Annotated in this window: 9 protein-coding genes; 5 read left to right on the top strand and 4 right to left on the bottom strand. The window is 57.2% G+C overall.

Features of this window, described 5'->3' with window-relative positions; translation table 11 throughout:
* Positions 1-7 precede the first annotated feature (7 nt).
* Entirely contained in the window at positions 8-1,075 is a 1,068-nt protein-coding gene (locus tag MUU54_RS20470) for an ornithine cyclodeaminase (protein ID WP_247245816.1), read from the top strand.
* A 2-nt stretch (positions 1,076-1,077) separates the two neighbouring features.
* A complete protein-coding gene (locus tag MUU54_RS20465) occupies positions 1,078-2,289 on the top strand; it encodes an MmgE/PrpD family protein (RefSeq protein ID WP_247245815.1) in 1,212 nt (403 codons plus the stop codon).
* Between the two features lie 196 nt (positions 2,290-2,485).
* On the opposite strand, the gene MUU54_RS20460 is transcribed toward MUU54_RS20465, so the two are convergent.
* The 4 genes from MUU54_RS20460 to MUU54_RS20445 form a co-directional block, all read right to left on the bottom strand.
* Positions 2,486-3,850, bottom strand: coding sequence for an amidohydrolase family protein (locus MUU54_RS20460; protein ID WP_247245814.1), 1,365 nt, complete (start codon positions 3,848-3,850; stop codon positions 2,486-2,488).
* Complete coding sequence (locus tag MUU54_RS20455; protein ID WP_247245813.1) at positions 3,847-4,587, bottom strand: winged helix-turn-helix transcriptional regulator; 741 nt, start codon at positions 4,585-4,587, stop codon at positions 3,847-3,849. The genes MUU54_RS20460 and MUU54_RS20455 overlap by 4 nt, the downstream gene beginning before the upstream one ends.
* 603 nt (positions 4,588-5,190) lie before the next feature.
* Positions 5,191-5,853, bottom strand: coding sequence for a DUF6030 family protein (locus MUU54_RS20450; RefSeq protein ID WP_247245812.1), 663 nt, complete (start codon positions 5,851-5,853; stop codon positions 5,191-5,193).
* A 696-nt stretch (positions 5,854-6,549) separates the two neighbouring features.
* Positions 6,550-7,359 (bottom strand): metallophosphoesterase, encoded by an 810-nt coding sequence (locus MUU54_RS20445; protein ID WP_247245811.1) that lies wholly within the window; start codon positions 7,357-7,359, stop codon positions 6,550-6,552.
* A 283-nt stretch (positions 7,360-7,642) separates the two neighbouring features.
* Between MUU54_RS20445 and MUU54_RS20440 the strand changes: the two genes are divergently transcribed.
* The 3 genes from MUU54_RS20440 to MUU54_RS20430 are packed head-to-tail and all read left to right on the top strand — an operon-like array spanning position 7,643 to position 11,708.
* Positions 7,643-9,856: a putative bifunctional diguanylate cyclase/phosphodiesterase gene (locus MUU54_RS20440; protein ID WP_247245810.1), complete on the top strand. Its 2,214-nt coding sequence runs from the start codon at positions 7,643-7,645 to the stop codon at positions 9,854-9,856.
* Positions 9,857-9,894: 38 nt separating this feature from the next.
* Positions 9,895-10,770, top strand: a complete 876-nt coding sequence (locus tag MUU54_RS20435; RefSeq protein ID WP_247245809.1) for an amino acid ABC transporter substrate-binding protein — start codon at positions 9,895-9,897, stop codon at positions 10,768-10,770.
* Positions 10,771-10,781: 11 nt separating this feature from the next.
* Positions 10,782-11,708: an amino acid ABC transporter substrate-binding protein gene (locus MUU54_RS20430; protein WP_247245808.1), complete on the top strand. Its 927-nt coding sequence runs from the start codon at positions 10,782-10,784 to the stop codon at positions 11,706-11,708.
* The last annotated feature ends 97 nt before the right edge of the window (positions 11,709-11,805 follow it).

The following is an 11,805-nucleotide window of genomic DNA, read 5'->3' as shown; positions in this document are numbered from 1 at the left end:
GCAGAAGATGGCTGTCGAACACACGAACTCCTTCAAATGGTACGACAGGAACGAGATCGCGGCATGCGATGGCTTGCTAGACGGGGCGCGACTTCACCGGGTCGCCCGCCGAGCCTTTGACGACATTGCGGCGGGAACGGCTTACGGATTGAAATCGACGATCAGCATATCGGCCGATGAACTCCCAGAACTGAAAACGCTGAAGCGGACATCGCAACTTCCGGAGCGCCTTGGCTGGAAGCTCTCCTGTCTGTCAAGCGTCAACAAGACCTATGGTGGCGTCAAGATCGTTGGCGCCAATGCGCTTAACCGTCGGATCGGGCTGGCCCGCTCGTCCTCTACAATCCTGCTGTTGGACAAGCTCACCATGACACCGCTCTGCGCCATGGATGCGACGGACATTTCGGCAGCGCGCACGGCAAGCTACGCAACATTCGTCATTGACCGTTTCTTTCAAGGCCGCGAGCGGATTTCGATCTTCCTGTTTGGTGCTGGCCCCATCGCCGAGCGGATCATACTCGCGATCGAAGACTGGGGCGCCCATCTAGTCAACGCGCTCACCGTGCAAAGCCGCACCAGAACGTCGGCTGCAGATCTGGTTGCGCGATTGCGACCACGGATCTCCTTCGAGCTAACCGCGGCAGACGGAGCCGAAGCACTGGCGCAGTCGGATCTGATCATCACGGCAACCAATGCCAAATCACCCGTCTTCGAAGCAACGAACGTCAGAGATGCACTAGTCCTGCATCTGGGGGGAGACGAAACGCCGGGGGGTTATCTGCAACAGGCGATACGGCAGGGACTGGTGCTGTGCGACAGTATCGAGATGGTTTCGCGGCGAAACTCACAGAGCCTTGCCCTCTACTTCTCGCGCCGTGGGACGACACTCGAACACATGGGTCCGCTGCTCGGGATCGAAAACCTGGGGACATTCAAGGGCAAACGCCCTGTTGGCGCACCCACGCACATTACCTGCGTCGGCCTTCCCATGCTGGATCTCTACGTCGGTGCCTACGTCTACGAGACATTGCTCTTGAACGAGAACAATCAAGCCATGCTTGCGCCCGGAGTGTAGCCATGGAGGTAGTAGAGCAACTTGCCAAACATATCACCTCCGGGACCTTTCTGGCGGCGCCGCAAGAGGTGCGGGATAGGGCATCATGCTGCATCGTAGACGCTGTCACCGCAGCGGTGACCGGTCACGATACCCTTGCCGCTCGCGCTTCTCGATCCGTTGCTGCGGGTATGTTCTCCAACGGCGCATCGCCGGTCTGGTTTTCTAACCTTCGCCTGAACCCGATCGGAGCAGCCTTTTCGAATTCCGCTGCCATGTCAGCGCTTGATTTCGACGATGGCCATAGAAAAGCCCGCGGCCACCCGGGCGCAGCTGTCATTCCCGCAGCCTTGACCCAGGGGGGTGATGGCCGAGCACCTTCGCCAGAGTCACTGATCGCAGCAGTGATTGCCGGTTATGAGATGAGTGTGCGCATCGCGGCGGCTCAGAACCCGTTGAATATCAGCACGCACCAAAGTGGGCGCTGGACGGCCTTTGGCGCTGTTGCCGCCGCCGCATCGATCAGGGGATGTGACGCTTCCACCACGGCATCCGCAATGGCGATCGCCGGCTGCTGGTCTCCCAACCAGCAGCCAAACGGAAGTTCAGGCTATTCGAGACAAACAGGCAACCATGCCAAGGAAGGCATCCCATGGAGCGTCGTCACCGGCTTGACAGCACTAGACCTCGCCACTGCAGGGTTCACAGGGCCAGGCGATCTGCTTGATCACCCGGATTTCTACGATCCTTCCACCATCCTGGACGGACTTGGTGAGCGATGGGACCTTCTCGGGGTCTATTTCAAGCCTTATTCCTGCTGCCGCTACATTCATCCTGCAATCGATGCGGTCATCACGCTGATGCAGAGCGTTGCGCTACAAACAGCAGAGATCCGCGCCGTCCGTGTTCGGACCTTTGGGTGGGCAACGCGTCTTCAGAACAGCTACACCCCGTCAAATCTCGTCGAAATCCAGTACAGCCTGCCGTTTTGCGTGGCTGCAGCCGTCTGCAGAGGTGTTCAGGCGCTTTCGCCGGTCGATGACAGCCTGCTTGTCGATGCTGAAGTCGCCTCTTTTGCCACCAGGATCACCCTTGAAGCGGACCCGCAGATCGATCGGAGGTTTCCCGCAGAGACCCTTGCTCAGGTCATCATCGAGACCGATGCAGGCCCGATTTCCTCAGGCGTGGTCTCGCCCCGAGGCGATGCAGGCATCCCATGGGTTGGAAGGACCTGATCACCAAGTTCACCAAGTCCACGAGGCGGCAACTCGGAAAACAGCGACAGGCGCAGCTTCTCGAGGCATTCGAATGTCTGCGGCGAGGAGATCACCAGTCACTTCAGCTTCAACTGAACAGGCCCCTTCCAGAGCCCCGCCCCTGATGCTTGGTTGCGTTCGCACACCGAATACCTGTTTCTACGCGGCAACGCCGTCAGCCATCAGACAAGACGACCCCATCGCTGACAACCAGCTTTCCCTTGATGAGGACGTGTCGAATGCGGGCACAGTTGGCATGATCAGCAATAACAAGATCGGCCCGCTTACCATTCTCAATGAAACCGCGGTCACCGGCAAGCTGTGGGAAAGTTCGGGCGACGTTGCCTGTGGCAAGCGCGATCGCCGCCGCAGGGTCCATCTGCCTTTTGCGGATGATGCGATGAAGGGCCTCCGGGATTGTATCCCAATGTCCTCCGGCGAAATCGGTTGAGATGGTATTGACACAACCAGCTTCCACAAGCGCATCGAGGTTAGCCGGGTCGTTTCGCCAGCGCGTCGTAGTGCAGTCCAGCGTAGAGACGTCGATGATGACATTGCGCCGTTTCAGCGCAACCGCGTAATCGACCGCCTCCCTTGGCTGAAACATTGGGTGGTTGGAGTGGCCGGCAATCAACGTCGCCTTCGGGTATCGCTCGGCAACGCCTAGAAGAGTCTTCACCGAAGGTGTCGAGTTGTGGAAGATCGCGGGATAGCCTGTCCTCTCAGCACAGCGAGCGATTTCTTCAAATCCTGCCAGTGCGAGTTCGACGGAGGGCATGACGGACGCGAGGATCAGGTTTCGCGCTGCGGCTGGGTCGAGTATATCCGCCAGCCCACAAGCCACGAGCTCGTCCTGCAGCTGTTCGTCGTTTGCTCCATCCTCCGGCCGCAGATAACGTCCTACCACTGCATCCCGCAGGCGCCGGGCAATACGCGGGTGGATGTCGCGGCCTGTGTGACGTCTCACCGCTTGCGGGATAAACTTGTATTCCTGCGCGCCGCCGCCGAGTGTCTGCCCGCCGCCCACTTCTCCCAGTGCCTTCGCACCTGCCAACAGGGCTGTTTCAACAGTCATCTGCAAATGTCGTTGATGCAATCCCTTGCCATCAACAGAAAGAGCGGAACGGATATTGGCGGGGCTATGCGCTGTCGACACCTGGATATCGAGCGGATGCGTGTCGCCGATCCGCAATTCCTCTGGCAAGGCTAGGCCGCATACGTTGAGAAGCGTAGTCGTCCCCGCCAGCAAATGCCTGTTGCGCTGCCAGTTGACCTCAGATTGGGAGGGGGCCGCAGAGCCGCTTGGCATCGACGGGCCCATGACACAGTTATGAGCGTGGGCATTGATGATACCAGGAAATACGAGGCAGTGCGTGGCATCGATTACATGCCCCGCGGATAATCCCGGCTCGGGATCTCCGGGCGCAATAACCACGAGCTCGCCTCGCGAAAGGCCGATAACGGCCTTCTCTAAATGCGTCTTCCCATCACCAGTGATGACGGATCCGCCTTTAATCAGAAAGTCGAGGGTCATGCTCATGGACCTTTCTTCTCCTTCGCCGGCGCAGCCTCAGGTGTGGCTCCTTCGCTCCTCGCGCTACCAAACGCATATCCAACATAACGAACCGTCCGAATGAGGTCCGGCTCTCCAAAACGGTTCAATGCTTTCCGCAGGCGGTTGATGTGCACATTAAGTGTCGGAGCCTCCACGAACCGCCGGTCTGGCCAGGCTGCATCAAGCAACTCGACGCGGCTGCAGATCCTGCCCGGCTTCGTCATCAAGTGGACCAGCAAGGAGAATTCTGTTGGAGCAAGGTGGATCGGAGCACCATTGCGGGTGACTGTGCGCTGATCCAGGTCGACAACGACGCCGGAGTGCCTCAGCGTCCCGGGTCGGCGGGCGAGCTCTCTGTTGTGTGACACTTGGCGATGGAGATATTCGAGCAGCTTCCCAGGCGCGAACGGGCGCACGAACGTTTCGTCGACGCCCGCAGAAATTAGATCCAGATACTGCGGTGGTGTTTGCCCAGCCAGGATGGCAATGATCGCACCCTGAGATAAGGCAGACTTGTTCTTGATGATCTGACAAGCCTCTACCGCCGGAAAGGACCCGCGGGCATCAAGGAGGAACCCTGCTACGTCGCTTGTGCTCTCGAAGGAGTTGAGGTCGTCCAGCGTCTTTGCGAGCGTAATCCGATAACCTGCGCTTTCCAGGATATGGGCAAACAGAAGGAAAAAATCGGTATCGGCAGAGCAAAGCGCAATAAGTCCCTTCAATGGATATGCCTCCACAGCAAAGCGCGCACTTGATCTTGTCTGGGTCATTGCCGAGGGCATCGTCAGGCCGTGGCCGTCGCTCCCATGCGCGCCTCTGCAAGACAAGACGGCGGTTATCTCCCGATGATGACCTACTTCATTCGGAACACTGAACGCGGATGCCAGTCATGTTGAGTGGGTGCCCGCAATGCAGACCAGCGACCCGAGAAGGTCGGTGCGCACACTGCAGCAAAATCCCTAATCCGATCGTGGTCCACTCCTCAAAACTGCCAAGACAAGCTCGGACAATCTCCCCTTACCTGCTCTGGCAGGATCGCTGAGGATCGGAGGAAATTCTACTCGCAAAAGTGTTAGTACGTTCCAATGGAGGCAACAGTTATTGGGGGCGAGCGCAAACTGTAAGGCATGCGTTTAAGCCACAGCAGCGGTAGCAAGGCCTTCTGAAATGGAGGGAGCAAGCGCCTATCCATCTCTTGGTCTTCACCTGCCCGACGACGGCATTTCCAGCTCTTTCAAAAAAGGAGCCGGTCTCCTTAGGTGGGGAAGTCACTGGTGCGCCGACTGGATTGGCGGCACTGCCAGCGCTGCTGTTCACGCTTCCCATCAAGTGAAAACGCCGTTCATCGATGGGCTCTTGCCAATATCGCATTGCCACCCCCTCCAGGGAGGTGGTGAACCCCTTTGCCTTGCCAGGGCCTGCTGAAGGGCATCTTTGTTGGACACGCCCAACCCAGCAAGTCGATCAACCAAACCTACGGTGACCGATGCAAGGTTTTGCCGCGACAGATGGCTGCCAAAATTGAGCTTGATGCGAAAATTGCTCCAGGCACCATAAACATCGCCTCGAACTTGGATGAATACGGACGAGGAGAGCCCTGTCTCTGGAAACTCAAGAAGATAGCTGCACTCCCATCCACCGTTGACATAAGACCGGAACTCCGGAACGGAGGTTTGCGACAGTAAAGCTAGGCTTCGACAATCTGCCTCATCGAAATCTGGATGCGGCCTTTGGGTTCGCGTCGTTCGCTCCAACAAGGGAGGCCGCGCAGGGGTAAGCGCCTTCAATGCCGGATCGCGTGACGCAGCTTGCTCATTCTGACGTGACTGTCGATCCATGCCTAGGACATCAAGAAGCTCACCGAACCGCCGCCCATCATTTGCGAATAGCAATGCGGCAACGATACTCAGGCACATCGCCGAGAACACCGCGATGAAGGTGAAGGCTCCACCAGTCCGGGGTCGCTTGTTCAACTGCTTTTCCCGCATGATGCGATCCTGTTGGCGCTGAGGACCGACATGCGCCTCCTTCGTATGAACATCGGCAAAGGCCTACTCCCCCATGAAGGCGTGCGCCATCTAATCATGTGGATCCATTTTCTCAAGACGACGGTGTGTCTTAGTTCCCCTTGATCCCGCTGCAGCTGCAGAAGGACCCTGACGCATGGACTTGTCCTAAAGTTCAGCATCGGTAGAAGTGGGTTCATCGACTATATCAACTTGTTTTCAACCGAAATCGCGCTAGCTTGTTGCTGTGCGCCATGTGGTGCCGACATGACTGAGGTTGACCAACGAGGACCAGATGCGACCAATCCACATTGCTGCTGCAGCCGCACTCCTATGTTCACTTGCCGCCACGCACTCGAACGCTGCTGACATGGTGGAATGGCCTCAAAGACCCGCCGCGCAGACCGTCTATCGCACAGATGTTACCGTCTACAATCAGCTTGAGTGCGAGGACTTGTTGATTACTTATCGCAAGCCGCCAGCTGCGGAACTGGTGCGGGTGTGCCATCCGCTCATCTTCTAGCCATTGGCACGTACGCAACTGCCGGTCCTGATACGAAGGGGACGGTTCCTAGGGGCTTTGCCTCGAAAGGCTTTCATGAGTGGTGGCGTGCATTCGGCCAACGAACGAGCGAGCCAGGCCTTTGTGCGAGGCCCTCGTTGCAGGCAGCAAGATCGCTACCACCCCTTGTTAGGGCGCAGCTGAGGCAGGATCTCGCTTCTCTCTCCGTCTAGCTTGAGGACACAGAGCTTTCCAGTGGTAAAGGCACCGGTATCGATGCCAATCCGATTGACGCCGATGTCAGGAAGCGGACGGGCTGTATGGCCATGGACGACGAGCAGGGACGCAAGGCCGGGGCCTTTTGAGAGAAAGGGCTCACGGATCCACATCAGATCCTCGTCAGTCTGCTGGTCGATTGTAATTCCGGGCTGAATGCCGGCATGAACGAACAAGGTGGAATCGATCTTCAACGAAACAGGAAGATCACGGAGAAAACCACGGTGAGAGTCCGGGATCGCCTCATCCAGCACTTCCTTCAGCTTGGACCGCTTACGTCTTTGCCGAAGTGCGAGATGGTGGATGTCGATCCCATACGACATCAGAGTTTGCTCGCCCCCCAGCATGACCCAATCCCAGTACTGGTTGGGATCTTCCAAAAACTTCGCAAACAGATCATCATGATTGCCGCATAGAGGAACGCGCTTCAAGCCAAGCTCGCTTGGTCGACACAGATGCTCTAGCACCTGAGCCGAGAAGGGCCCTCGGTCAACATAGTCGCCGAGCAACACGACCAGGCCTGGTCGTTCGTTTTTCCGAATGTCACGTGCAATCGCCTCCTCCGCCCACTTTAGTTCATCAAGGCAGCCGTGGACGTCACCGATTGCATAGATGGGATAGCGTGTGGAGTTGCCTGGGAACTCAAGCCTGCGCCGTCGAACCTCCAAGGTGCCTGCTTCGCCGAAGAGCTTCTTTATGAATTTGCGCATTTTCCATCTTGTGGCAAGCTTGAGCCATCTTTCCACGGTATCTGCCAACCGCCGGGGCTTTATCACATCGATCTTGGTATCAAAAGGTTGCCAACCCTTGTGGCCACTGCTTTGTCTTTCCGAGCATCCCCTGGGACGTCTTGTTCGGTTAGTTGAGCTTTAGAAAAGGTTCACCTTCCGCGGCAGTTCAAATCCGGTCTCTTTTCCGCAATATTTCATTTCTCTTGAAACGGTACATTAAGGCCCCCTCAATAAGCTCCTGATCAGCAACAAGGGCTTCAAGATGACAGCTTTCGAGGGCGACGAGGAGATGGAGGCAAAGGAGGCGTCTTCTGTACCGCTTCCCTGGCATCAATCCCTTTTTGGCAAGACCGCTGCCTTCCTCATGCTCGCTATCGTCCTTGCGTATTGTATCGGAGCCTCCGCCGGTTGGTTCATGCTGCAGCGCGACGCCCACGAGCAATGGCGCCGTCAGGCTGCAATGAATGCTCAAATTGCGACCTCGACCATCCGCTCTATCTATACTTTCGTGGCGGTCGAGACTGATCCGCTGGGCCAGATACAACGCATCATCAGCGAGCGTCCGATCGGCGACGATCAGTCTGTTCTCGAGACCGGCTTTATTCCATCAGACGTGCTGGCTCTCGCCGCAGCTCAAACCAGACACGAGATCTGGCTTTTCGGAAACTCCCCCGCCGGTGAGCGCATCAGTCTTGCGACAGCGAGAACCAACGAGACAGGTGACTTGATCCGTTTTGACGAGGAGCCCGAACTTTGGAGCGGGATCTATCAAGGCTTCGCCTCTATCGGAGAAGAGCGGCATTATGTTGCCGCCCTCCCCGTCACCAAGGCCGATGGAGATGTTCAGGGATTAATCGTTACCAGCATCGGCCAGGCCGAGGAGCTTCTCGAAACGCAGCGGCAGCTGCTCTGGCGGACCATCGGCGCCTTGGTCGCAATCTTGATTGTCACGGCAGGGGCAGTCGCGCTCCTATTGCGAAAGGCGCTCCGCCCCCTGCCCTGGCTCATGGCGTCTTTGACGCGCATTGCCCATGGCGACACAAGTGGAACCGTCCCGTTCCAAAAACGCCGCGATGAAATCGGGCGCCTCGCGACGGCAATTGAAACTCTCAGAGCCGCAGTGGTGGAGCGAGAATCCCTTCGCCAGATGAAGGAAACCAGCAAACAGCTCGAGCATCTTGCGCATCACGATGCGCTCACCGGTCTGCCCAATCGGGCCTACTTCAACAAAAGGCTCAAGCAATCCGTCGTCGCCAGTACCGCGCAGGGACAAAGATTTAATCTGCTTCTCATCGATCTCGACAAGTTCAAGGCAGCCAATGACAGCTTCGGCCATGCCGTTGGCGACGCGCTCCTGGTTTCGGTCGCAGAACGGATCTCCTTGCTTCTTGAAACGGAGGACTTTGTCGCCCGATTAGGTGGCGACGAGTTCGCCATCATCCAACCCATCAAGACCGGCTCTTTGCCCGAGGCAAGCAGGCTCTCGAAGGCACTGATCGAGGCACTTTCCACCCCCTTCACAATCCTTGGCCATGATGTGCGCATCGGAGCGTCCATTGGCATCGCCAAAATAGACAGCGAAATTTCCGAAAGCGACCTTCTGAGATTGGCAGATGTGGCGCTTTATGATGCAAAAGCAGCTGGAAAAGGAACCTATCGCTTCTACAAGGACGGCATGGTCATGGCCGGGGCCAACCGCTATGCCCTGGAACGGGATATTGAAAAGGCCATCGAACAAGACGAGCTTGAACTGCATTATCAGCCGATCGTCCGATGCAAGGACGAAGGTGTGGTTGGCTTCGAAGCTCTGATCCGCTGGAACCATCCCGGTCTTGGCCTTGTCGGCCCCGCTGATTTCATTCCCATGGCCGAAGAAACCGGCCAAATCATCCGCATCGGCCGGTGGGTCTTTGAACGTGCCTGTCGCGATGCAGCCTCGCTGCCCTCCGACCTATACGTGTCAATCAACGTCTCGGCCCACCAGCTGCACCAGGCGAACTTCATCGACTTCCTCAAAGAGGAGCTGCAGGAGAACACACTCGCCCCCGCTCGCATTGAAATCGAGCTGACGGAGAGTCAATCGCTTTCTGACCCTCAGATCAACCAAGCAGTACACCACCTCAAGGCGCTTGGTGTGGGTATCTCTCTCGACGACTTCGGTACCGGCCATTCGACGCTCGCCAACCTGTTGGAGTTGCCAGTTGACAGGATAAAGATCGACCGACGCTTCGTTCGTGACATCCAGAATGACTGGCGCAAACAGGCGATAGTCCAAGGCATGGTCGAGAGCGCGGCAATGCTGGATCTCTGCGTCACTGCCGAAGGCGTGGAGAGCCTCGCACAACACCTTGAGCTTGTCCGGTTAGGCTGCGGCTTTGCCCAAGGGTTTAACTATGGCCGCCCACGTCCGCTTCCACTCGTCCTCGTCAGTTCGCCTCCAGGCCATCCCCTGCAGACTGCAAACGGAACTCGCTAATGCGTCACATCGTTGTTGGAATACGATCGATCACTATCTTGGCAGCGTTTTTGGCTGCCAGCGGTATCGGATCTGGCAAGGCTTCCGCATGGGAGGGAACGCTTGATAAGATTGCTGAGCGCAAGACAATCACCATAGGGCATCGCGAAGACGCAGTTCCCTTCTCATACCGGGGTCCTGACGGACGCATCATCGGCTATTCAACCGAACTCTGCGAAAGAATCGCGGACGGGATCAAGCGCCATCTTGGACTCGATGAACTGACCATCGAATACACGCCGGCAACCGCCGCGACGCGTTTCGTCCTCATCAAGAGTGGCAAGGCAGACCTGGAATGCACCACGACAACCAACACGGCCGAGCGACGTCAGCAGGTCGACTTCTCCTACCCCCATTTCATCACCGCCACCCGGTTCGTGTCAAAGAAGCGGGACGGCTTGACAGACCTCAACTCGCTGGCCGGTCGTTCGGTCGCATCGACGACCGGAACAGTCAATATCGAGCAGCTGCAAGCACTCAATCGAGAGCGCAATCTCAACATCTCGGTGATGCTAGCCAAGACCCATAGCGACGCTTTCGCCTTGGTGGAAAGCGGCAAGGCTTCCGCTTTCGTAATGGATGGCATCTTGCTTGCAGCTCTTGTCGCCACATCGGCAGATCCGTTGATGTACCAGATCTCGCTGGAAACGCTCGGGCCGCCTGAACCCTACGGGATCTTGATGCCAAAGGGCGACACTGCCTTCCGTGAGGTCGTCAATAGCACCTTGCATGACCTCTACGTCCGCGGCGATGTGCTAGACATCTATAACAGGTGGTTTATGTCGCCGATCCCGCCGGACGGCAGGAATCTCAATCTTCCCGTCTCACCACAGCTTCACGAGGTCTTTCGTAACCCACAGGGCTTAGATCAATGAGGATCGCGGAGATGTTGCTCTCATTCTTCCAAAGGTTCAACTGCCTTCTGGCCGTCTCCGTGGCACTTGTTGTGGCAGCCTTCGTCACCTCGAGGCCGGCCGTGGCGCAGGCGCCTGCATCGACCTTGGAACGACTCCGGGAGTCCGCCACCATCCGCATCGGCTATGGCGACACCCCTCCCTTCTCCTACCGCACCGATGAAGGTGAGATCGTCGGCTACTCGATCGAAATTTGTCACCGTATGGTCGAGGTTCTGCGGGACGACCTTGGGCTGAAGCAGCTCCAAATCGAGTATATTTACCGTACGCCACGCAACCGCATCCAGCTCCTCAATGACGGTGTCATCGACATTGAGTGTAACGCTAGCACGAATACAGAAGACCGACGCAAAAGCGCGGCCTTCACCTATAGCCACTTTTATGCGGCAACGCGCTTTGTCGCCCTTGCCAAGCATGGTTTTAAGCGGCTCGAGGACTTGCGTGGGCGCACCGTGAGCGTCGCGCTCGGAACCATTAATATCAGCCAGATTAGCGATGTGAACCGCGAGCTAAAGCTGAACCTTTCCGTGCTCCCCGCTGACGGTTTACAGGCCGCTTTTGATATGGTGAGTAACGGCCAAGCTTCCGCATTTGCCATGGATGATGTGCTCTTAAGTGCGATGATCGCCGGCAGCGAACGACCAGATGATTTTGTTCTGTCTGAGGAGTTGGTGGCCCAGCCACAGCCTTATGGGTTCATGGTGCGGCTCAGCGATGAAGGATTCAGGACGGCAGTCAACGACGCCCTCACCAAAGTCTACGCTGATCCCGAAATGGCAGGTATCTATCAACGCTGGTTCGAGGGCATCATTCCTGGTTACAACAGGAGCCTTCAGCTTCCCATGAGCGAGCAGCTCAGGGCCGCACTGGCTAGCCCCGCCGAAGAACCCAACCGATAAAAAATCTTACTCTATGATGATGCCAAGGATGTCCGCTTAGAGTCCGGTGATGTTCCGAATAGTCTAAAAGGCCCTCTCGGTCGCCATACCGGACCGC

This window comes from Pseudorhizobium tarimense (assembly GCF_022968135.1).
Lineage (GTDB): Bacteria > Pseudomonadota > Alphaproteobacteria > Rhizobiales > Rhizobiaceae > Neorhizobium > Neorhizobium tarimense.
Note: the sequence above shows the minus strand (reverse complement) of the source record. Positions and strands in the feature narration are given on the sequence as shown.

Bases quoted from the DNA above. Each gene is read 5' to 3' on its own strand.
- MUU54_RS20460 (WP_247245814.1), bottom strand. From the start codon at position 3,850: ATGAGCATGACCCTCGACTTTCTGATTAAAGGCGGATCCGTCATCACT.
- MUU54_RS20440 (WP_247245810.1), top strand. From the start codon at position 7,643: ATGACAGCTTTCGAGGGCGACGAGGAGATGGAGGCAAAGGAGGCGTCT.
- MUU54_RS20465 (WP_247245815.1), top strand. From the start codon at position 1,078: ATGGAGGTAGTAGAGCAACTTGCCAAACATATCACCTCCGGGACCTTT.
- MUU54_RS20445 (WP_247245811.1), bottom strand. From the start codon at position 7,359: ATGCGCAAATTCATAAAGAAGCTCTTCGGCGAAGCAGGCACCTTGGAG.
- MUU54_RS20430 (WP_247245808.1), top strand. From the start codon at position 10,782: ATGTTGCTCTCATTCTTCCAAAGGTTCAACTGCCTTCTGGCCGTCTCC.
- MUU54_RS20450 (WP_247245812.1), bottom strand. From the start codon at position 5,853: ATGCGGGAAAAGCAGTTGAACAAGCGACCCCGGACTGGTGGAGCCTTC.
- MUU54_RS20470 (WP_247245816.1), top strand. From the start codon at position 8: ATGGCTGTCGAACACACGAACTCCTTCAAATGGTACGACAGGAACGAG.